The following is a 24,285-nucleotide window of genomic DNA, read 5'->3' as shown; positions in this document are numbered from 1 at the left end:
TAGTCAATTTACTAAAATTCCACATTCAACAACTGTCCTGTGAGTTGCAGCAACTGTAGTTCGGCCAGTTTTGCATCATACTTTGCCAAGTTCTTATTGGTCTGGGCATTCAACAGATTGATCTGGGCCTGCCTGAATTCGATTGAGGTAATCCTACCCAATTGAAACTGTTCTTTCGAACGTTCGAAGTTATTTTGATTCGTCACTACGTTTTGTTCCTGAATTTGATAGATATTCAACCGATTCTCATAGATAGCCTGCGCATTTTCAATATCGCGATTCACTTCAAGCGTAATCTGTTCTTTCAACAATTCTTGATTTTCATAGGCTATTTTGGCATTCTTTACTCGCACATTGGTGCCGCCGCCATCGAAAAGGTTCCAGGTCAGGGTCGCTCCCAAACCAAAGTTTCTGGTATTGTTCACATTCACCCCGGGGAAGAAAGCCCCTGGTGCATTCTGATTTAAATTCCAGCCGTAAGAACCGTTTAGGCCGATCGTTGGTAGGTACCCCGATTTGTTGACCTTGATGTCATACTTGTTGATTGCCAGGTTACGTTCCGTTTGGAGTAGGGCCACATTGTTCAGATCGGTTTGAGCGATGTACTCCTCCACCTGTAGTTTCGGAATAAACCGTATTAACGTATCCACCGCAAAAGGTTGGTTCAGATCTTCGTTGATAAGCACATTCAGGTCACGCTTGACGTTGGCCAATTGCTGCTTGGTGTTCAACAGATTAATACTGTCATTGGTGACGTCAACTTGCGCATTCAAGATGTCTAATTTGGTGTTCTGACCGTATTCAAAGGCATACTCCGCCCTTTGGATCCGTTGGGTAGATATTTCGAGTGCTTGCTGTAGTACATTTTCATTTTCAGTTAAACGAGCCACCTCAAAGTAGACGCTGAACAGTTGCAACATGGTATTCTCGATCGTTTCCCGTGCCTGTAATTCGCTAAGCTGGTATTGTTCCTTTAGTCTTTTGTAGTTGTACAAACGCCCTAACCCGTCAAAAAGCGTATAATTCGCGGTTACTCCGGCATTATAACGTTGGGCCTCCGCTTTATAGAGGTTTGTTTCGTCTCTCGGCGTTCCATCCGCATTCAATTGTCCGGGAAAATCAAAAGTGGAATCATCACGCTGATAATTTGCTCCTGCGGAACCTGTGACGGTCGGCAGAAAACCGGAGTTCAACATACTCTTGTTGTTCTTCGCGATCTCTACTTGGTTTTTGGCCACCTTGATCCCGAAATTATTGTCCAAGGCAAGCCGAACGACTTCCTCTTTGGACAACATTTTTTCTTGGGCCGTGCTGTATTGTAATGCTACGAAAAGTAGCAAAATAGGGAGTACTGTTTTTCTCATTAGTCTTGTACTTCTAGCGCTTTTGAAGAGTCTTCGTGAATTTCGTTCGAACCATTTAGGCTTTCCCCTAATTTTGGAGGCCTCTTGGCGAGGTCCTCTTCGAGATGAACACCCTCTTTTTGTTCTTTAATGGCTCGTTCTACTTCTTCTTTGGTGATTTCGTTTCCGGTGACCAACCATTTGGTGCCCACTTTCAATTTATTGCTGAAAGAGAGAAAGAGCGGCAACATAATCAAGGTCAAGACCGTAGCGAAACCGATACCATAGGCAATAGAAATCGCCATCGGTATCAAGAACTGTGCTTGTCTACTGGTCTCGAAAATTAAGGGGGTCAGACCGGCGATAGTAGTAATAGAGGTCAAGAATATCGCCCGGAACCTTGAGCGACCGGCCTCATAAATGGCATCGTCGAAGGTCATACCCGAGCGTAAATTACTATTGAACTTACCGATCAATACCAGCCCATCATTAACCATAATACCGATCAAGGCGATAATGCCCAACAATGAAAGAATGTTCAACGGAAAATCATGCAACCAATGCCCCCAGATGACAGCTGTCATACTAAAGGGAATCAATAAAATCAGCATTAAGGGTTGGCTGAAACTTCTAAAGGTGAAGGCAATGGTCATGTAAATCAAGGCTAGGACCGATAGCCCGACCACCTTCAACGAACCGGTAAGCTTGCCCAGTTCACGGTTCTGTCCTTCATATGAGGCGGCGACCGTAGGGTATTTTGACTGAATCTCCGGCATCACCACGGTACGTATTTCGTTCATGATGTCGGTAGGACTATCTTTCGGATTCTTCATGTCGGCCGAAATCTGGATTTCCCTGCGGCCTTCCAAACGATTAATGGCTACATCGCCTCTTTCTATAGTGTATTCCGCGATTTCTTTCAGCGGTACGCGACTGCCGTTCGGGGTTACGATACGCATCTCGTCCAAATCGGAAATTGAGGAGCGGTTTTCTCGGTCGTAGCGTACCCACACCCGAATCTCATCTTGTCCGCGTTGGAAACGTTGGGCCTGCGAGCCGAAAAATCCGGCGCGTACCTGATTCATAATGGTACGTAGGTCAAGTCCTAAAAGATATGCATTGTCTTTTAATTGCAAGCGGATTTCCTTGATTCCGGCCGGGTCATTGTCCGAAACGTCTTTTAAGATCGCATTGCTCTGCAGAAAAGATTTCAGTTCCTCTTTAGCCGCCTTAAGTTCTTTGATATCATTTCCTAAGAGGGATACGGAAACCGGAGACCCCCCAAAGTTGCCGCCAGATCCATAAATCAAACTTTCTACGCCGATGACGGGCCCTACCAACTCACGCAATCGGTTGGTCACCATATCTGCCCGTATGGCATCAGGGCGTTCCTCACCCGGCAACATATTGATGGTCAAAGTAGCCGCACTCGACCCTGGACCGATAATTTTAATTACGTTTTCAAAAAGAACCTTATCCGTACCTTTTAGGTATTTCTCAGTCAGCTCTTGATTGACAATTTCAGCCTTTTCCTCGATCATCGTAATAATCGAATCGGTTACCTTTTCATTGGTTCCGTTGGGCATATTCAGTTCTATCTGCGCGCGATCACTGGCGATACGCGGAAAAAAGGCAGTTCTCACGATTCCACCACCCACAGAGCCAAAAGAAAGCAATAGCGCAAGGGCAAAAATACCGAAGGCCAATAATTTGTAATCCAAGGCAAAGCGGAAAACTGGACTGTAGAGGTTATCGCGCATCCATGACATGAAGCGATCCCCCATTTCGTTGATGACACGCAGTTTTGCAAATGCACGTCCAAAAGCTGTTTTCGGCGTTTTCGATACGGGTTGTAGCGCCTTGGAATGGGCCAAGTGTGCCGGCAATATAATCAAGGCTTCGATTAAGGAAACTGCCAAGGTCAGGAGCACGATGACCGATACTTCCCCAAAGAATTCACCGATCCGGCTATCGAGAAATAGAAAGATCGAGAAAGCCAAAATTGTGGTAATAATAGCAGAGATAATCGGTGGCAGCACTTCTATCGTACCATCGATGGCTGCATTTATCGGCGATTTCCCTTTTTCGTGATGCTGGTAAATATTTTCTGCGATAACAATCCCGTCATCCACCAAAATACCGATTACGATGATCATCCCGAATAACGATAATACATTAATGGTCACATCGAAGAATCCCGCAAAAATGAACATTCCCAAAAAAGCGACCGGAAGGCCGAAAGCCACCCAAAAAGCCAATCTGGTATTCAAGAAAAGTGATAGAAAAATCAACACGAGCAGCATCCCTTGCCATGCATTCTTAATCAAAAGGTCAGTTCTTCCATTTAGTGTTTTAGATAGGTCACTTACTACGCTCAGTGTTACATTGTCGTACTTTTGATTGAAATCCTCAACATACACCTTAACCTTGTCCGCCGAACTGATCAGATCTTCGGTATTCGTACTGGTAATGGTCGTATTGACCGCTAAGTCTCCGTTGAAATAAGAGGCATTCGGATTTTCCGAAAAGCGATCACGTATGATAGCCACATCTTTGAGGCGTACCGTTTGCCCTGAAGGATCGGCCTTTACGATGATATTCGACAGTTCATCACCATAATAAGATCTATTATTCGCTCGAATCAGGTACTCTTCGGCACTAGTCTTAATGTTTCCTCCAGTAACCAGAATATTGGCATTACCTACAGCTAGGGCTACCTCTGAAAAGGAAATATTGTAAGCCAATAGGTTATTCTCGTTAACAGCTATCTCTATCTCTTCATCGGGATATCCGGTAATCTCTATTTGCGAAATACCATCGATGGCACGTATATCGTTTTCGATTTGGCGCCCGATTTGCTTGAGGGTAACCAGTGGAATATTATCACCACTTATGGCAAAACTGATGGTTTGCCGAACTGCTTCCAGTTTTGAAACGATCAAGGGCTCCATACCTGTTGGAAAGGTTGGGACGCGATCAACGGCATTCTTGACTTCCAGCAACATGAAATCGATATCCCTGCCCTTTTCGATCTCTACATTAATGGTACCACTATTTTCACGGGAGGTAGAAGTGACCCGGTCAACCCCTTCTAACCCCTTAAGATTATCTTCTATCTTAAGTACGATACCCTCCTCTACTTCTTGTGGCGAAGCACCGGGGTAAGTAATTGTAATCAAGATATTTTTGGAATCGGTGAGCGGAAAGAACGAAGACTTCAACGATTTTGCCCCAACGATACCAAAGACCGCAAAGGCGATAATAATAACATTGACCGCTACATGGTAGCGTATGAAATATGCGATTACTTTTCTCATTATCCTTCGGTGTTGGTTTTCTTCTCCTCATATACCTTAACGGCCATGCCCGTATATGCCCCAAGTAAGGGCTTTGACATAATGACCGTACCGTCAGGTACTTCTTTAATGACCACCGTTTTATCGGAAAAATAAACCGGATTGACATCGATGATGTCCAATATCGTGTCTCGCACCACGAAAATCTTGTCGCCTTCCAATAACAGGTTTCGATCCACCTCAATGGCATCGGGTTCTTGTTTGGCATCAAGATTGGCCTCTAGATACATCCCTTCCCTAAGCGTGTTGTCCCTAACCTCGATAAAAGCCTTGATGGTTTGGGAAGCCTGATCTACGCGACCGTTTATTCGAGCTACCTTTCCGGTATAGGTTTTGGAGTCATCCAAAGCCGATAACGATACGCTTTCACCAACCTTTAGAAGGTCACTGAACTTTTTACTAACCGCTACTTCCAACTCGTATACATCGGTATTGATAAATTCCCCTAATTTTTGGCCCGACCTAATCAACGTGCCTTCGGTTACCAGGGTCTCGGTCAACACCCCGTTAAAAGGAGCCGAAATACGATATTTAGACAGGCGTTGTTCCAAGTTTTTTACATTGTAGTAGCTGGTCAAAATGCCTCGCCCACTGATAAAGAATTTCTCCTTCTCGGAAATCATCTCCGGCAATTCGGGTGTTGGCTTTGCCATATCAAAGCCATTCAGGTAAGTTTGCCACTTGGAAAAGAATTCGGGATAATCCAATCGTAAATCAGGCATAATAGAGGTGAGCTCATTGAACAGATTACTCTTGGCCGATTGTACACTTGCGGCGTATTCGGAGGCATCGATCCTAATGATGGCCTGCCCTTTTTGGTAGCGTTCCCCGGTCTTAAAGAGTTTGCTCCCTTTTCGGAACACCCCTTGTACTTCAGAATACAGTTCGACCCTGTTCTTGGCCACCAAGTTTCCGTTTGCGGGAACGACGATAGGCACCGGACCGTTTTCAACGACTTCCGTGAAAACCGTTTTCACCACTTTCTGTGCTCGGGGTTGGAAACTCTTTTTACTTGCAACAATTGCCTTGGCTCCGAAAAAGCCGGCAACAATCAATAAAATCCCTAAAACGGATAGTATTATTTTTCTCATAAGTTGGTAATTGTAAAGGTATCGTTGTGTTAGTTATGACAAGTGCCGCCTCACTTTATCCCAGTCAGACTTTTGCCGTCGTCATTCGTTTAATTCAATTCAGTTAAAACTTTATTAAAAATCGATCAATGGTTCAAAATTCCGCTGTACTCTTTTAAGCAGGGCAATCATTTCGGTTTTCTCTTGATCACTAATATTTCGCTCCATTTTGGTAATCAAGCTTTTGATTACCGGTCTGGTTTTTTGATAGACCCCTTTTCCTACCTCTGTCAAGAACACCTGGTTTACCCTTTTATCCGTCTTCCCCTGTCTACGTTGGATATACTTTTTCGATTCCATTTTTGCTAGCAATCGCGTTAGGGACGATTTGTTTCTATACGTCAAATAAGCCAGCTCATTTTGGTTTAGGCCATCTTGTTCATCCAATTTCTTCAACACTACCATCTGCTCTTTGGTCAAATCCAAACCCGCGTTGTCGAAAGCTTCGTTCATGTGATAGTCGACCAATTTCATGGTTCTGCCCAACCACGGACCGATGGACCTTTCAAAATCAATAACAACGGACTTCGTTTTCACTCGGCGAATCTAAACAAAATTCAATTCGTTGCATGTGCAACCATTGTTAATTGTTTATTAATATTCACCAATCATTAAACAGCGGTTTTTTAATCGAAACAGGGGCCTTTAAACCGTTTGTCCATAGTAGTAAATCGGTTATCTTTATTGCCATACCGACTAAATAAAGACTTATGAAAGGATTGGATGCTTTTGATTGGGTGGTGATCGCCTTATATTTTATAGTACTTCTTGGGGTAGCCTGGTGGGTCATCAGACAAAAGCAGAAAAACACCGAAGATTACTTTTTGGCGGGTCGCAATATCGGGTGGTTCATGGTGGGCGCCTCCATTTTTGCTTCCAACATTGGTTCGGAACACGTTGTTGGATTGGCCGGAAATGGGGCTGGCGACAAAATGCCTTTGCTGATTTATGAACTTCACGCCTGGATCGTATTGATGCTTGGTTGGGTCTTTCTCCCCTTTTATGCCCGGAGCGGGGTATTCACGATGCCAGAGTTCTTGGAAAAACGTTTCGATGCACGATCTCGATGGGTCTTGTCCGTCATTTCCTTGATCGCCTATATTTTGACCAAAGTTTCGGTCACCATCTACGCTGGTGGAGTCGTGGTCTCTGCCTTGTTGGGTATTCCCTTTTGGATCGGAGCTGTAGCTACCGTAGTGCTTACCGGTCTTTACACCGTATTAGGGGGAATGCGAGCGGTTGTCTATACCGAAACAATTCAAGCCATTGTACTTGTTCTCGGTGCCGGAATCCTGACTTTTTTAGGGCTCGAAGCCGTCGGAGGATGGGGAGAACTAAAAAACACGGTCGGACCTGATTACTTCAATATGTGGCGGCCCAACTCTGATCCCGAATACCCGTGGTTGCCTTTGTTCATTACCAGTACGGTAGTGGGCATATGGTACTGGTGTACCGATCAGGTCATTGTACAACGTGTACTAACAGCCAAAAATATAAAAGAAGGGCGTCGAGGAAGCATCTTTGGGGCACTGTTGAAATTAATGCCCGTTTTTCTTTTCTTGATTCCCGGAGTCATCGCTTTGGGATTAAAAATGCAGGGCAAATTGGATTGGGACAGTCCAGATGAGGCCTTTCCGGTCTTGATGAGCAATATTATGCCTTCAGGACTAAGAGGCTTGGTTGCGGCAGGTTTGCTTGCCGCACTAATGAGTTCGCTAGCCTCCGTGTTCAACTCCTGCTCTACCCTATTCACACTGGATATCTATAAAAAACTAAAACCTGACAAACCCGAGGCGCAATTGGTCAAAACAGGCAGGATCGCCACCTTTTTCGTCGTGGGATTAGGCCTGCTCTGGATACCTATTATCACGACGCTTTCCGATGGCCTTTATGAGTACTTACAAAATGTGCAGGCCTATATTTCCCCGCCGATAGCAGCCGTATTCTTGCTGGGCATCTTCTATAAAAGAATCAATGCAAATGGGGCCATCGCCACCTTGATCGGCGGATTCATCATCGGTTTCTCAAAGTTGACCTTGGAGATATTGAAATCCAGTTTTCAAGAAGGTAGTTTTCTTTTTAGTATTGCGGATATTAATTGGTTGGTCTTTGGGGCCTACTTTTTTGCCTTATGTATCGCCATCGCTATTGTGGTAAGTCTATTTTATCCTGCACCATCACAGCAGCAACTAGCAGGTTTGACGTTTGGTACGGTCACCCAAGAGCAAAAGACCGCTAACAAATCGAGTTACAACATATGGGACATCATCGCATCGGTTAGCGTTATCGTCATTGTTCTATATATTATGATATCATTTAGCACCCTCGCCCTATGACATTAAAAACCTTTCTTACGTTATTCACAATTTTCGCATTTCAAATCGGCTTTGCGCAAAGTGGGGATCGGCCCAATATCTTGGTCATCATGTTCGACGACGCCGGTTTGGACATGTCCGCTTATGGTAGTACCTATGTCAATACTCCAGGCTTCGATGCCATAGCAAAAGAAGGCATCTTGTTCAATAGGGCCTATACGCCCAATGCCAAATGTGCTCCTTCGCGTGCAGCGGTCATCACTGGCCGAAACTCATGGCAATTGGATGCCGCGGCCAATCACGTCATTTACTTTCCGCCCAAATTCAAAACCTATCAAGAAGTGCTCAAAGGGCAAGGATATACAACAGGACATACCGGGAAAGGATACGGGCCAGCGATTACCCTAACCGCTTCAGGAGAGCAACGTGAGGTCATGGGGCCGGCATATAACGAAAAAACCTTGGAACCTCCCACGAGCGGAATCGGGACAAACGACTATGCCGCAAATTTTGAACACTTTCTAGATAGTATTCCTGAAAACAACCAGTGGAGTTTTTGGTTGGGCACCATTGAACCACATCGCGGATATGAATATGGAAGTGGTGCACGTCTCGCAGGGAAGACCCCTGATATGATTCAGGATTTTCCACCCTACTGGCCAGATAATGAAACTACCCGAAACGACCTTTTGGACTATGCCTATGAAATAGAGGATACCGATGCACATATTGTGCGGGTCTTGGAAACGCTCAACGAAAGAGGGCTTATGGAAAACACCTTGATCATTGTTACCTCGGATCATGGCATGCCTTTTCCAAGGGTCAAGGGAAATCAGTATGAAAATGCGAACCATGTTCCGATGGCCTTGCTATGGAAAGGAAAGTCCAAACCGAAGGTAGTTGATGATTATGTCAGTTTTATCGACTTGGCCCCGACCTTTTTGGAGGCCGCAGGGATTGATTGGACGTCCTCTGGGATGCATCCGACCCCTGGCAATAGCTTGATGCCCCTGATTACTTCAGACGGTACAGGGCAACTAGACCCTGAACGGGATTTTGTACTAGTGGGGAAAGAGCGACACGACACGGGAAGGCCCAATGATGTAGGATATCCCATTCGTGGTTTATATAAGGATAGTCTCTTATACGTCACAAATTATGAAGTAGACCGCTGGCCATCGGGGAACCCTGAAACGGGTTATCTGAATACGGACGGTAGCCCGACCAAAACAGAAATCCTCAAACTGCGTAGGACGGGTAAGAATACCGAATATTGGAAACTCAATTTCGGAAAACGTGTAGAAGAAGAGCTCTACAACATTCAAAAAGATCCTTTTTGTATGGTAAACCTAGCCAAAAACGTGAACTACGAATCGCTGAAATACGAACTAAAAACCTTTATGGAAAATAAATTGAGGAGTCAAGGCGATTTGCGTATGCAAGGGTTCGGACATTTATATGAGGCATATCCCTTTACACGAAATGCCCGCTTTTATAAGCGGTATATGTCCGGTGAAAAAACCAGTTCTGGCTGGGTGAACGATACGGACTTCGAGACCTATTATATAGATGGCGCAGGCGCTACTTTGAAAAAGGTGATCAGGGATTCCATACGCGAATAAGAACAATAGGCAACTTCGATATCACTGATCGCGGCTCTTGGAAAACAGTCGGGGAAAATTGAATCATTGCCATAGAAAATAGTTTAATATAGCATCCTTTTTCTATAGGAACATCAACGCTACAGTCTAGAATTGATCACTGATGACAAATTTCTTTGTTTGAAACAAAAGCTCATGGATTTTATGAGAAATGGTCTCAAACTCTTCTGGTAGTACTTTTATGGAATTAAAAGGCAACGCCTTTTTTAAAAAATCGGATTGGCATTAACACCATGCCGATAAACCCCACACCAAGCTAGTTTTTGTCGGTATCATTTATATATCTTTATCTAGTGTCAAAAAAATCAATAGCATTTCTTATCATCTCTCTTGTCATCGGTTGCCTATTTGTACTACGGGCATGTCATTTTGGTTCAATTGATTCTGGCTATCAGAAATTAAATGAAGTTCAACCCTTTCACTACAATGGCAAACAATTTGCAGGATCCCAATCCTGTATTCCCTGTCATGAATCGATTTATAAAACCCATACTGCCACGGCTCATTTCAACACCTCTGCCAGAGCGAATGGTGAAAACCTACAAGGCAGTTTTAATGGGGAGCAAGATAGAATAAACCTGGTAGGAAGCCAGGTCAAATTGGTAGCAGAGTCTGAGGACTATTTTCAAGTAACCAAGTCTTATCCCGGTAAAATACAGGACAAATCAAAAATTGATGTTGTAATTGGTTCAGGGGTCAAAGGCCAGTCTCATTTGACTTTCAAGGGCGATTCACTCTATCAGCTACAAGTTTCCTATTTTAAATTGACGAACGGATGGGTCAACAGTCCTGGGTTTCCCAACCAAAGGTTTCAAAGACCGGTAATGGACAATTGTATCAAATGCCATGTCACTTTCGCAAAAAACGAGGATGTTTCGGGCATGTCGAACGTATATGATAAAGACTCCTTCATCTACGGCGTAGACTGTGAGCGCTGCCATGGTCCTTCTCAAGAACATGTTGATTTCAGAAAGGGTAATTTGAAGTTGAACACGGCCGACCCTATCGTTCAAATCGACACTTTGTCCCGCAATCTTCGGGATAATATCTGTGCTCAATGCCATGCCGGTCTGCGTGCCAATCAATTAAAAAATCCTTTTTCGTACGTAGTCGGCGAGAAACTCGAAGAATATTCCAAAAATTACAACACGCGCAAACCGGAATATGAACTGGATGTTCATGGCAATCAATATGGACTTTTAAAGAGTAGTGCTTGTTACAAAAATAGTCCAACAATGAGCTGTACTACATGCCATGATTCACATCTAAATCAACGAGAACAAGAAAACGTTTTTAACGGGAAATGTATGGAGTGTCATAAAGCAGTGCAACATCCGCATGAAACAGAAATGAAATCTTCTACAGCACAATATGACAACTGCATCAAATGTCACATGCCCGTTTTTCCTTCAAAAACGATGAATGTAAGTCTTCCCAATACGAACCAAGAAAAGGCTATTGATATCCGGACACATCTTATAGGCATTTACATCGACAAGGTCTATCAAACAAAACCGTAGTGCTTCTTTTATACGTTGCGGTATGCAACAAGCTGTATGACACCAAGCACATTTACCAAAGAAAATTGATGTGCTGAACCTGCCTTGTTTTGCTATGAAAGTACATTTTCCGAGCGCATTTGAGGTCGGCTCACCACACTAGGTCACGCTACACTACTTTCGAAACAACCGATTTGGACGACCAAGGCAATCGGTCAACTATCTTGATGAAGTTCTTCAACCTATTGTCTTTAAAATATGGCAAAATCCAGAAGGGTCGAAATTGTTTTTGGGTAGAACAACTAGCATGAAATTTCGGTATGACAAAAGAAAGGCAAACTATCGGAATCTACGCATACTTGATTCGCTTAATTAGTACTACGTACGGGTTTTATTCTTTCAAGATCATCAAATTCATGAATTTGAAACCCAAAGTAAAATGTTGCTGCCCTATTTGAACATCATTTGATCTATTTTCACATTAACCTGTTTTTAACATACTCGATCAAAAAATCAACATTTCATATTTATCATAATAACCAACTTAAAACTTAACACATGAAAAAAATGTTTTTCAAAAAGATTCTTTTTTTGTTATGCTTGTTTTCCATCGGATTGATACAGGCACAAACAGTCGTCGGTACTGTTTCTGATCAATCGGGGCCCTTACCAGGAGCTAATGTTTTGGTAGCAGGTACGACAAGCGGAACGCAAACCGATTTTGATGGGAACTTTTCCATTGAAGCGGCAAGCGATGCAACCTTGGTCTTCAGTTATATAGGTTTCAAGACCGTTGAGGTGGCCGTAAATGGTCAAACCACCATAAATGTCACCATGGAAGAAGATGCAAGTCAACTAGAAGAGGTTGTTGTTACGGGTTACGGCTCTCAAGCAAAGAAGGATTTAACTGGTGCGGTTGCCGTGGTTGACACAGATGAATTGTTGGCCGTTCCGGCTACGACCTTCGCCCAGCAATTACAAGGTAGAGCGGCGGGTGTTAACATCGTGAACGATTCTCGGGCCGGTGGTTCGGCCACTGTGCGTATTCGAGGTTTTGGTTCGGTCGGCAACAATGACCCTTTATACATTATAGACGGTGTACCTTCCCAAGATCCAGGAAATTTGAATCCCAATGATATTGAGTCATTGCAAGTACTTAAAGATGCATCCGCGGCATCTATTTATGGGTCGAGAGCTGCAAATGGGGTTATTATTATTACGACCAAAAGAGGAAAACTCGGCAAACCGACCATTACATACAATACCTTCTATGGCGTGCAAAGTGCTACTGAGTCTCCCGATGTCTTGAACGCAAGGGATTTAGGAACCTATTTATTTCTAGCAGACCGATATGCAGGACGTACACCGAGCCATGGTCAATATGGGTACGGACCAAACGGTGAAATAACCATTCCTGATTTTGTTTTTCCAAGCGGTACGTTTGAAGGCGACCCTGCAACCGATCCAGATCTATATTCGCTTGTAGATGGAAACATTTATGCTATTACGAGGTCGGCAGATACCAATTGGTGGGACGAGGTTACCCGTGCGGCTCCTATTCAACAGCATAATATTGCTGCCTCCGGAGCTACCGAAAACGCCAGATATGCATTTTCCTTAGGCTATTTTTCACAAGATGATATTATTAAATTTGTAAGTTACGATAGAGTTTCACTCCGAGCCAATACCGAGTTCAAGGCACTGAACAATCGATTGACCATTGGTGAAAATTTCACGGCCTCTTTTGAGAATAGGAAAGGGGACAACAATCTCGATGAGGAACAAGGGCCCGTTGCGGGGTCGTATAAACACCATCCCTTATTACCAGTTTTTGATATTGTCGGCAACTTCGCTGGTAGTAGAGGTGCAAATTTGGGTAATAATTTTAATCCTTTTGCCGCACTCTCTAGAAATCAAGATGATAGAATCTATAATCTAAGATTATTGGGTAATGTTTATGCAGCTTATAAACTTACTGAAAACTTAGAGGTGCGCTCTAGCTTTGGCGTCGACGGTAGGGTGTTACGACAACGTGACATCAGTCGTCCGCAACCTGAATATGTCGAAGGTAACTTTATCAATGGTTCTGATGCACGAGAGGAATATGCTTACGGGTGGACTTGGACCAACACCTTGACCTATACTAAAACTTTTAATGATGTACATAACTTTAATGCTTATGTAGGTGTGGAATCAATTCAACAATTTGAAGAACGTTTTGGTGCTGGAAGGAATATTTTTGCTTTCGACACCAATAACATCATCAGTTATTTGGATTTAGGTGACGCAACTACTGCCGACAATTATGGTTTTATAGTAACTGATTACACACTTTGGTCTCAATTTGGCAAGATAAATTATGATTATGATGGTAAATATCTAGCAGGAGTTACCCTAAGAAATGATTCCTCATCCCGTTTTAGAGAGGCTTCAAGAAGTGCCATCTTCCCAGCTTTCAATCTGGGATGGAGGGTTTCCGACGAAAACTTTATGGACGGTGTCGAATGGATTGACAACTTCATGGTACGCTATGGTTGGGGACAAACCGGTAACCAAGAAATAGGAAACTATAACGCGTTTACCACCTACCGCTCAGATATCCTTACAGGAGGTTATCCCATAGATGGTTCAACAGGCTCACCGGCAATTGGTTTTCAACCCCGTCAATTCGGTAATCCTGATGCCAAATGGGAAACTACTACCTCTAATAATTTAGGTATTGACTTAACCATGTTTAAGAACAAAATGACTTTTTCATTAGATTTATATAACCGTATCACTACCGATATGTTACTGCCGGCACAGCCCCCCTTTACAGCGGGTCAAGCCACTCCTCCAGCCGTAAATACTGGAGGTATAACCAATGAAGGTTTTGATATTGCACTAGGATACAATGGTCAAATTGGTGATGATTTCTCCTTTAGTGTAAATGGAAATATCTCGGCATATTCCGTTGTAGTTGATGAGTTAAGTACTCCTGATGAAAGACTGTTTGGACGAACCGAACGTATTCCTGCAATTACGATTACCGAAGCCGGACAGCCACTCTCCTCGTATTTTGGTTTTAAAACCCTAGGCTTGTTTCAGACACAAGCGGAAGCGGACGCTTGGGCGCCATTCGGCGATTACAATGCTCCTGGTAAATTCAGGTTTCAAGATACCAATGGAGATGGCGAAATCACCGATGATGACAGAACCATCATCGGCAATCCACATCCTGATTTCACCTATGGTATCAACTTAGATTTTACGTACAAGAATTTGAGTTTAAATATTTTCGGAAATGGGTCTCAGGGTAACGATGTCTTTAATTACGTACGTTTCTTTGGTGACTTCAATACCTTTCAAGGGAATAGAACTTCGCGGGCGCTATTTGATGCATGGCAGCCTTCAAACCCCGAGGCACCTGTAGCTCAATGGGTTGCAGCAAACCCAAATGCGACCTCCCCCATTATGGATGCCGATGATGCGACGAGTAGTCGACCTTCTTCTTATCTAATTGAAGATGGCAGCTTTTTTAGATTGCGAAACGTACAGTTGACCTATACGTTTCCCGAAGATATTATAGGGGATGTTGGCTTGGCTAATGCCCAAATCTATGTACAGGCTCAGAATTTAGCTACTTTCACCAAATATTCAGGATTAAACCCAGAAATTTCATTAAGACGAACCGACCCTTCGGTTGCAGAAGACCTTCGGAGAAATTTGACTTTAGGATATGATGGTGGTTTCAACCCCGTGCCTATGACCCTTAGCCTGGGCTTAAACTTGACTTTGAAATAATAAAAATTGACTCTGAAATTTAAATTAAATAGAAATGAAAACAATTAAAGGTTTAGTAATCGTATTTATTGCTTCGCTTGTCTTAGTGACGGGATGTAGCGATGAATTCTCAGCCAAAGAGCCACAAGGGGCATTTGGTGAAGGTGATGTCGCATCAATGAACGGTGTTGAAGGAATCCTGTTGGGATCTTATAATATGTTGCAAGGGGGTGGACTTACGGGTCAAACTTGGCGTAACGAAATTCAAAATTGGGTATTTAATCTCCCTTCCGATGATGCTTTAAAAGGAACGGATGCGGGTGACCAGCCTGAACAGTCCTTTATCGAGCAATATGATTTTCAATCGTTCAACCTGCACATACGGGATAAATGGAGAGGGTTGTTTTTAGGCGTTGCTACGACTAACGACGCAATAAACACTTTAGCACTAGTGGAGGATGCTCCTGCGGAAAGAAGTGCGCAGATTATTGCCGAAGCACGTTTTTTACGCGGTATTTTTCACTTTGAAGCACGTAAGATGTGGGAAAGACCTCCTTATGTGGATGAAACCAATTTTGACAAAGCTGATTTGTCTAGTTCTCAAGTTCCTAACGACCGCGAAATATGGCCCTTAATCGAGGCTGATTTTGAAGCCGCCGCAGCGGTACTGCCAGAAACTCAGTCTGAAGTAGGTAGACCTACAAGCTGGGCCGCTAAGGCGTTTTTGGCTAAAGCAAAAGTATATCAAGGGTTTAATGAAGACGGTTCTGCCAATATTGCCAAACTTCAAGAAGCAAAACCCATCTTAGAAGATATTATCAATAATGGAGGGTTTTCGTTGGTAGAAAACTTTGAAGATAATTTCTTGGTGGGTAGCCGTAACAACTCAGAGTCCATTTTCGAAGTGCAATATGCAATTAGTCAGGCGAATGCAGATGTCTCCAATAGAGGTATGGGTCTTGCACATCCATACACGGACCCATGGGGGTGCTGTGGTTTCTATCAAGTTAGCCAGAATTTGGTGAATGCCTACAAGACCGAAGGCGGTTTGCCTTTGTTGGATTCTTTCAACGATTCCAATGTTTCAGCGGACGTAGATGCTACCGTGACGCCAGTGTACGATGGTCCTTTAGATCCAAGATTAGATCATACCGTTGGCAGACCAGGAATTCTCTTTAAGAATTTTAAAATTGCACAAACCGATTTTTCCCGTGACCTAAACTATGCAGGGCCTTTTGTTTCTAAGAAGCATGTTGCCGAACAAGAGTTTTTCGCGCAAGGCGGTTGGCAAAATCTTTCTGCGAACAACTATCGCATTATGCGTTTGGGTATGATAATTTTATGGCTGGCCGAGGTAGAAGTGGAATTGGGCGATCTAGAAAGAGCACGCGAATTAGTAAACCTCATCAGAGCGAGGGCATCAAACCCTGCCGGTTTTGTGCCCAGGGCAATTCAAGGGGAAGAGCGTAATGATTTTGAAGTAATCGCAGATGAGCCGGCCGCCAATTATGAAATATCACAGTATAATGAGGCCTGGACCGATGCCGCGACGGCACGTAAGGCCGTTCGTTTCGAGACCCGTTTGGAGTTTGCAATGGAAGGTCATCGTTTCTTTGACTTGACAAGATGGGGTATAGCAGCAGAAACCCTTACCGCTTACATTCAAAGTGAATCACAAAGTAGGGTTTATCTAGCAGGTAAAACTTTTGTGGAAGGAAAACACGAATATTTCCCAATACCCTTGGAAGCTATCGATCGCTCCTCGGTGGATGGTGTGCCAACATTAACACAAGACCCGGCCTACTAGTTTCAAACTTGTTTTTATAATTTTCATACTATCAAAAGCAGTGGTTATATTCGTATAATCACTGCTTTTTTACTTCTGTCAACGAAGTTCCGTCAATTAGTTTTCAAAATGAAAAATAGCCTTCTATTATCTGTTCTCCTAGTACTACTTTTTTCCTCCTGTGAAAATAAGGAGGCCACACTATACGTGCTAAAATCATCAAAGAAAACCAATGTAGAGTTTAACAACCGTATTGTAGAAACCGATAGCTTTAACATTCTTACCGAAGAATATATTTTTAATGGTGGTGGTATTGCTGTCGCTGATTTTAACAACGATGGTCTAAACGATATTTTTTTTACAGGCAATCAAGTCACCAACAAACTTTACCTAAATGAAGGTGATTTCAAGTTTCTGGATATTTCAAAAACGGCAGGTATAGAGGCAGGACAAAAATGGAGTACTGGAGCTGCCATTGTCGATATCAATCTCGATGGCCTTATTGATATTTATATCTGCTCCGCCATGGGCGGTGAGGCACAAGATAGAAGAAATATGCTTTTTGTCAATCAAGGAATTACTAATGAAGGGGTACCAACCTTCCAGGAAATGGCGAAGAAATACAAAATTGACGATAATCGAAACAGTATGAACGCCACCTTTTTCGACTACGACAAAGATGGCCTTCTAGACCTCTATGTGCTGAATAACGAACAGGGCGAAACCCTACCTACGAACTATCGTGCAAGGGTAAATGACGGTTCTGCCATGAGCAATGATAAACTATATCGAAATAAAGGAGATGGCACCTTTGAAGATGTGACGCTAAAAGCAGGTATTGTGTATGAGGGTTTCGGTTTGGGACTTGCGGTAGCTGACCTAAACTATGATGGTTGGCCCGACATTCATATCAGTAATGACTACCTCACTAATGATGTATTGTATATCAATAATCAAGATGGCACTTTCACCAACAAAATCGAGAACTATCTTAAACATCAAAGTAAATTCTCGATGGGCTCTGATATTTCGGATTATGACAATGATGGCCTTCTAGATATCCTAACCTTAGACATGCTGGGCGAAAGCAACCAACGGTTAAAAACAACCATTGGCAATACCAACTATCTAGAGTACACCCTAAACAAAAAGTATGGTTACGAGTACCAATACATGCGTAACATGTTACATAAAGGTACTGGCCCTGACAGTAATTACAGTGAAATAGGATTAATGGCCGGCATAGCCAAAACAGACTGGAGCTGGTCGCCCCTATTTATGGATGCCGATAATGATGGCCTTCGAGATTTATTTATAACCAATGGTTTCCCTCGTGATATTACTGATAAGGATTTTGGCGACTTTGCAGTAAGTGCCGGACCCTATTTAAGTCCCTTCAAAATTTTAGACTCTATACCGGTAGTGAAACTCCCGAATTATGCCTATTTCAACAAAGGGGACTGGATGTTTGAAGAACGAACCCAAGATTGGGGTCTAAGTATCCCTTCATTTTCCAATGGTGCCGCCTTTGTAGATTTAGATCAAGACGGTGATTTAGACTATGTGGTCAACAACATTAACGATGAGGCCTTCATTTTTGAAAATACGTATGGCAAAAATGAAAGTGAAACGAATAACTTTTTGCGGTTAGCACTTAAAGGCCCTACCCATAACCCATTGGGTATTGGCACCAAAATCAAGATTTCGTATGGTGATGGCAAAACGCAGTACTATGAACACTATTTGACTCGTGGCTATATGTCCTCAGTCGAACCTATTCCACACTTTGGATTGGGAACAATCGACACCGTTCAGCAACTAGAAGTGCAATGGCCAGATGGCACCTATGAAAAATTGACAACTATTGAAGCCAATCAAACGGTTTCAATACATCATAAAAATGCTGTCAAACAGGGTTCGGGTTCCTTTCATCCAACTTCAAAACGTTCGAACGTACCTAAGCTGACCAACATGACCCAACAATTAAACATCGATATCGTTCACAAAGATTTGGACTTTATAGACTTTGACATACAACGGACCTTACCTCATAAGTTAACTCAAAATGGTCCCTGTCTCGCTGTAGGTGATTTGAATGGTGATACTTTTGAGGACGTGGTAGTTGGAAGCTCGGCAAAACAATCTCCAATCATTCTATTTCAAACGGAAGCGGGTAATTTTACCCAACAACCCTTGTTCACAGAGCCCGATGAGATGCATTTTGAAGAAGAAGGAATTGCCCTTTTTGACATCGATAACGACGGTGATCTTGATATGTATCTGGTTTCTGGTAGTAATCAATTTGAAAAAGGAACTGAAAGCTACAAAGACCGACTCTATATAAATGACGGAAAAGGAAGGTTCACAGAGAATCCGAACCGCATACCCGATATCAGAACAAGTGGCTCTGTGGTAAAACCTATTGATTTTGATGGTGATGGCTATATCGATCTATTCGTCGGTGGAAGAACCGCCATGGGTGAATTTCCTATGCCAGAAAAAAGTCATCTATTGAAAAATGAAAATGGCGTTCTTAAGGATGTCACTGACCATTTAGCCCCGGACTTAAGGAATATCGGCATGGTTACGGATGCGGTCTGGAGCGATTATAACGGGGATCAACAGCAAGATTTGATCGTAGTTGGTGAACTTATGCCGATTACTATTTTCAAAAACCAAAACGGGTCTTTTGAAAAGGTCAAAAATACAGGACTTCAAAATTTTACCGGTTGGTGGGAGAGCATTGCCGCAGGTGATCTGGATAACGATGGTGACACCGATTTTGTAGTAGGAAATCTGGGGAAGAACAACTTGTTTCAGCCCTCTGTTGACAAACCGGTAACTATAATGGCAAAGGACTTTGATAAAAACGGAAGTATTGACCCTGTGAGCTTTGCCTACCTTAAGGACAAAAGCGGGTCATTCAAGTCGTACCCAGTTAACTTTTGGGGTGACCTCGTTAAACAAAGTCCGCTGTTTCGATCGAAATTCGGCTACTTCAGGGAATACGCCGAAGCCACTGATAGTACCTTGCTGACCTCACAAGAGGCAAGTGATGCCTTCGTGCTCAAGGGAAATTTCGATAAAAGTAGCTATGTAGAAAACTTGGGCAATGGCTCTTTCAAAATACACGACTTGCCCATTGAAGCCCAATTGGCACCTCTTAATGACATTGTGTTAACTGATTTGGATGGTGACGGAAATCAAGATATTTTGGCGGTCGGCAATGATTTTGGAAATGAAACATTTATAGGAAGGTATGACGCGCTTAATGGAATTTATTTAAAAGGTAACGGTAAAGGGTCATTTGAAGCGATCCCTAACGATGAAATCGGTTTTTTGGCACCTCAAGATGCGAAGTCCATCGCAGCTGTCAAATCTGCTACGGGAGGCAAACTGTATTTCGTAACCCAAAATAAGGGCACCCTATTGGTTTTTGAAAACTAAGGTACTATTCTAAAAGACGGATTTATCTTTTCAATGCAAAGTAGCCCTCGATCGTTTCATCATATACCGAGGTAGCCTTGTACCAATAGGTTGATGACGGCATCGCTTTTCCATTGAACGTACCATCCCAGCCGATAGATTCGGGTACCAACTGCGATAGTAAGTTTCCATAGCGGTCAAAAATAAAAATCATTTTTAAGTTGGCGATAACCCCATTCATTGGAGTAAACTGCCAGTAGTCGTTGATACCGTCGTTGTTGGGGGTAAAAAAAACTGGAAAGTCTTTTTTAGCTATGCTCTGAACGAAAAAATACTCTGAAATTCCACACCCATTCTTGTCCCTAACAAAAATGTTATGGTTCCCCTCTGCAATCGAAGTAAAAATGGCGCTATCTGTATAGGGACCCTCAATTGTGTCCAAGGCATATTCATAATTCCCGATACCCGAGGTTATAACCTCTATATTAATTCCAAAACGCCCTCTCTCAGCTTTTACCTCCTCTATAGTTGCAATTTCTGAATCAACCACCGAAAAAGAGTGTATTCTAGTACATTCCGAGGTATCTCCAAAAAGTGATACAGAATTGTAGGCTTCGTACCGATACTCACCTACCGCTGAAATTGTGACAGCCTCTTCCTCAGAAAATAATACTTCCGAACCCTCTTCAATTCTATACCAGCGAAAACCTTGGGCGCGGTCATCGGTCGAAACGATAACCGTCGAGCTGCCTTCACATAGTCCTATTACTTCCGGCATATTGGTTTCTGGCCTGAACTGATCACAATCAATATTCGACGCCCCGGTCGTAAATGTCTGAAAAGAACATGATTGGGCATCACCATTTTCATTGTAAGGGGTTATCGTTATGAAAAGCCGGGTATTCAGAGGAAGGTTTTCAACGGGTCGGTACGACAAATTATTTCCGATATCGGTCTCCGCCAATAGTTCCTCACCCATTTCCGTTACTCCAATAGATAGTTTATACCCCGTTGCCGTAGGCGCATAATCCCATACCAACTCCTCGCCTGAATTCACATCTTCCGCTCCAGGCAGCGGTTGATTCAAGGTAGTACAATTTGGAGGAGTCATCACGTCGACTGTGGTAAACTTTTCCGAGGGGCATGTAATAAAAGTACCATCGTCTAAAAAAAGACTTATGGTCACGAAAATTTCTGTGTTATCGGGCAACCCTACAACCGGTGTCAAAAAATTTACAAGAGCAGCCGATCGGCTATTTAATATGTCCGAACCACCTTCGGTAGTACCTAATGAGACCGAATAACCATCGATACCCCCAACAACATTCCATGATACTTGTGTATCTACAGGTACATCCGTATCACCATTTACGGGGTTATCGATCTTTGGGCATTGCAGTTGGGCACTACCGAAATAACCCAAAAGGATAATTGTACAAAACAAACAGTCGTGCCAAATTGAATTCATCATAGTTTGGTATTAACTATCCTTCATTGGTATACCTCCTTTTAGGTCAAATAGGCGTTTTATAGAAATCTCATTTGCTTGCACCTAATTAAGTCCTAGCGCCACAAGAAGTGCCAATTCTCGACGTAGAACAGCTATACGATTGTTCTTTTAAAAGATAAGACAAAAAGCACTATCAAATGACCTTGTAAATGACATAACGAGACGAAAATTCATGAATTTGAATTATGTTTTTTGGACACAATCTACATTGGTGATTTTAAAAATTATCTTAGAGGTGAGTTAGTTTATTCAAGTTCTTTCAATACTCATTGGTTTTTGAATTTACCGTAATCTGTCAAAAACCTTAGAGCGTTGAAGTTAGTTTAAAGCAATATTGTCGGTTGGCAATATTGCTTTTTTTATAACCTCAATATTGAATCTTTTTAAACAGAATAGGGATCACTTGGTTCTATTATGATCGAATAGCTAACTATTTAAATTAATTGTGCGCAATACACTTAGAAGACTACGAGTCTATGGTATTTATTCTTACTTTAGTATAGCTAGCTTGACACTACCTCTTATAATACAAATCTTGTCTTGAAAAACGTATCAATGAGTCGTCTTAGTCTAGTAATGTTCTTCGTATTATCGCCGATTTGGCTGTACTCTCGCGACCAAGAATGTGCTACCATAGAACTGCTCCCTTATCTAGAAAGAATCGAAAGCTTAGTAGAGAAACAGCTCATCGAAAACCCTGAATCTTTCAATGAAGCAAAATTGATTGAAAGGAAAAATGAATCTTTCGGAATACAAAGAGTTGAAGCCTGTTTAGATTTGTTCACTTTTTTTATTTACAGATCAACTGACAAAGCGAAAAAGTACAATGATGAAGCCCAAAGGCTAGCGTTGGATTTAGATTTCAAACCTGAGTATCTCAAATCGTCCTTAAATCAAGCCTATATCTATTTTATCCAAGGTCTTTTCGGGCGTGCTTTAAGCAAAATAGCCCAAATCGAATCTCAAATCGAATCTCAGAACATTCACGAGTTAATCGCCGAAAGTGGTACATTAAAGTCATATGTTTTTGCAGAACAGGGGAAATATGAACTTGCATTAAAAACGGCCTTGGATGTATTGGAAATGGGTGAAAAATCTCAAAATAAGTACGCCGAAATGCGGGCGTATTCTGCTATTTCACATGTCTATCTTAGACTGAATGAATATGACAAAGCGTTGGATAATTGCCTCAAAGGTCTGGATCTAATTTTAACCCTAGAAAAAGTACAGTACATATTTCCAAAAATCGATGAGTTAGCTCGAATGGCGCACAAACTCGAGGGAATCGAAAGGGCCTCTGAAATCTATGAGTTCTATTTAAGAATGGAAAAGAAAATTCAAGAGCCAGGAAGCTATGTTAGAAGCATTGTTTACATGAACATGGCAAACATTTACATCGAGGAAAAGGAGTTTACTATGGCGGACTATTTTTTGTCCAAATCCTTAGACCTAATAGATTCGAACAACTATCGGTTTAGGAGGCCGAGAGCTCATGTATTGATGGCCAAATTATATTTGGAAGTACAAGACACTATTCAATCAATAACCAGTTACGAAAAAGCATTTTATTCAGCAAAGGTCATTAATGCCTTCGACGTTATCAAAGAGGTCAGCAAAGAACTATCACAACTTTACTTGTTCAACGGAGATTCTTTGGATGCTGCTGCTTTTTCCGACCTTCATCTTTCCATAAGCGACTCGCTGTTTTCAGTAGAATCTGAACAACGGATCAAAATATTGGAGGCCGAACGCAAAATCGATAATATTTCCAGACAAAAAGAATTATTGGAATTACGAACAGAGAGCCAAGCGCAAAAGTATCGCTTTTTGACCCTGATTTTGATACTGACACTCATTTCTACCGGCATAGCGGCCTACTCCTACATGAAAGTCAAAAAAAAGAACAAGCTTCTATTTAACAGGACCAAAGAATTGACCCTGGAGAAGCTGAATCAGAAAAAAATTGTTCCTGATGCAAATTCGACTGCTAGGAAGCCTGTCACGACAAAAAAAGGACCTAAGTCACAACAGGCGTATATCGATGAAGATGTGAAAGAAATCATCCTTACGAAATTGCAAAGATTTGAGGAGGATAATTTTTTTCTCGATACGAAATGTAGTTTACGAAGTCTCTCGGAAAAACTACAAACCAATCAAAAATATTTATCCCTTGTAATCAACCATGAGAAGAAAACTAATTTCAACAACTACATTAACGAACTTAGAATCAATTTTCTATTAAACCGATTAGTGGAAGACAAAGACTTTAGAAATAGTAAGCTCAGTTATATAGCGCGCTCAAGCGGATTCAACAATCTAAATACCTTTTACTCGGCCTTTAAAAAACGTTTGGGTATTTTACCCTCGTATTTCATTAAAGAGCTTAATGATGAGGAGATGGGCTAGATACCTAATATATGCTGGTCTTCGGTTTACACAAAGGTCAAAAAAAAGGATAAAAACAAACTTGTTCATGAAAATGTGAAGAGCATAGGAC

The 24,285-nt window shown here is 42.3% G+C and carries 12 protein-coding genes; 7 read left to right on the top strand and 5 right to left on the bottom strand.

Annotated elements, in window-relative coordinates; all coding sequences use genetic code 11:
• Positions 1–11 precede the first annotated feature (11 nt).
• From ACKWCA_RS09380 to ACKWCA_RS09365, 4 genes are all read right to left on the bottom strand, one after another.
• Entirely contained in the window at positions 12–1,364 is a 1,353-nt protein-coding gene (locus ACKWCA_RS09380) for a TolC family protein (protein WP_413977922.1), read from the bottom strand.
• Positions 1,364–4,660 (bottom strand): efflux RND transporter permease subunit, encoded by a 3,297-nt coding sequence (locus ACKWCA_RS09375; protein ID WP_413977921.1) that lies wholly within the window; start codon positions 4,658–4,660, stop codon positions 1,364–1,366. The genes ACKWCA_RS09380 and ACKWCA_RS09375 overlap by 1 nt, the downstream gene beginning before the upstream one ends.
• Positions 4,660–5,790 carry an efflux RND transporter periplasmic adaptor subunit gene (locus ACKWCA_RS09370; protein WP_413977920.1) on the bottom strand — a complete coding sequence of 377 codons (1,131 nt, stop codon included), beginning with the start codon at positions 5,788–5,790 and terminating at the stop codon, positions 4,660–4,662. Before ACKWCA_RS09370 ends, ACKWCA_RS09375 begins: the two co-directional genes overlap by 1 nt.
• 114 nt (positions 5,791–5,904) lie before the next feature.
• Positions 5,905–6,366 carry a MarR family winged helix-turn-helix transcriptional regulator gene (locus ACKWCA_RS09365; protein WP_413977919.1) on the bottom strand — a complete coding sequence of 154 codons (462 nt, stop codon included), beginning with the start codon at positions 6,364–6,366 and terminating at the stop codon, positions 5,905–5,907.
• Positions 6,367–6,539: 173 nt separating this feature from the next.
• Here ACKWCA_RS09365 and ACKWCA_RS09360 point away from each other — a divergent pair, with 173 nt between their 5' ends.
• The 6 genes from ACKWCA_RS09360 (at position 6,540) to ACKWCA_RS09335 (ending at position 20,299) form a co-directional block, all read left to right on the top strand.
• Positions 6,540–8,165: a sodium:solute symporter gene (locus ACKWCA_RS09360; RefSeq protein ID WP_413977918.1), complete on the top strand. Its 1,626-nt coding sequence runs from the start codon at positions 6,540–6,542 to the stop codon at positions 8,163–8,165.
• Complete coding sequence (locus tag ACKWCA_RS09355; RefSeq protein WP_413977917.1) at positions 8,162–9,766, top strand: sulfatase family protein; 1,605 nt, start codon at positions 8,162–8,164, stop codon at positions 9,764–9,766. Before ACKWCA_RS09360 ends, ACKWCA_RS09355 begins: the two co-directional genes overlap by 4 nt.
• Positions 9,767–10,098: 332 nt before the next feature.
• The gene (locus ACKWCA_RS09350; protein WP_413977916.1) at positions 10,099–11,325 is read left to right on the top strand and encodes a multiheme c-type cytochrome; all 1,227 of its coding nucleotides are present in this window, start codon (positions 10,099–10,101) and stop codon (positions 11,323–11,325) included.
• 537 nt (positions 11,326–11,862) lie between these two features.
• Positions 11,863–15,087: a SusC/RagA family TonB-linked outer membrane protein gene (locus tag ACKWCA_RS09345; RefSeq protein ID WP_413977915.1), complete on the top strand. Its 3,225-nt coding sequence runs from the start codon at positions 11,863–11,865 to the stop codon at positions 15,085–15,087.
• Positions 15,088–15,121: 34 nt separating this feature from the next.
• Positions 15,122–16,873 (top strand): RagB/SusD family nutrient uptake outer membrane protein, encoded by a 1,752-nt coding sequence (locus tag ACKWCA_RS09340; RefSeq protein WP_413977914.1) that lies wholly within the window; start codon positions 15,122–15,124, stop codon positions 16,871–16,873.
• A gap of 108 nt (positions 16,874–16,981) precedes the next feature.
• Positions 16,982–20,299 (top strand): VCBS repeat-containing protein, encoded by a 3,318-nt coding sequence (locus ACKWCA_RS09335; protein WP_413977913.1) that lies wholly within the window; start codon positions 16,982–16,984, stop codon positions 20,297–20,299.
• Between the two features lie 22 nt (positions 20,300–20,321).
• On the opposite strand, the gene ACKWCA_RS09330 is transcribed toward ACKWCA_RS09335, so the two are convergent.
• Positions 20,322–21,749, bottom strand: a complete 1,428-nt coding sequence (locus ACKWCA_RS09330) for a T9SS type B sorting domain-containing protein (RefSeq protein ID WP_413977912.1) — start codon at positions 21,747–21,749, stop codon at positions 20,322–20,324.
• A gap of 594 nt (positions 21,750–22,343) precedes the next feature.
• Here ACKWCA_RS09330 and ACKWCA_RS09325 point away from each other — a divergent pair.
• Positions 22,344–24,194, top strand: coding sequence for a helix-turn-helix domain-containing protein (locus tag ACKWCA_RS09325; RefSeq protein WP_413977911.1), 1,851 nt, complete (start codon positions 22,344–22,346; stop codon positions 24,192–24,194).
• Positions 24,195–24,285: the final 91 nt, after the last annotated feature.

The sequence above is a fragment of the Maribacter corallii genome (assembly GCF_047345415.1).
Taxonomy (GTDB): Bacteria; Bacteroidota; Bacteroidia; order Flavobacteriales; family Flavobacteriaceae; genus Maribacter_C.
The sequence above is the reverse complement of the archived record's forward strand: the minus strand, read 5'-3'. Positions and strand labels throughout refer to the sequence as shown.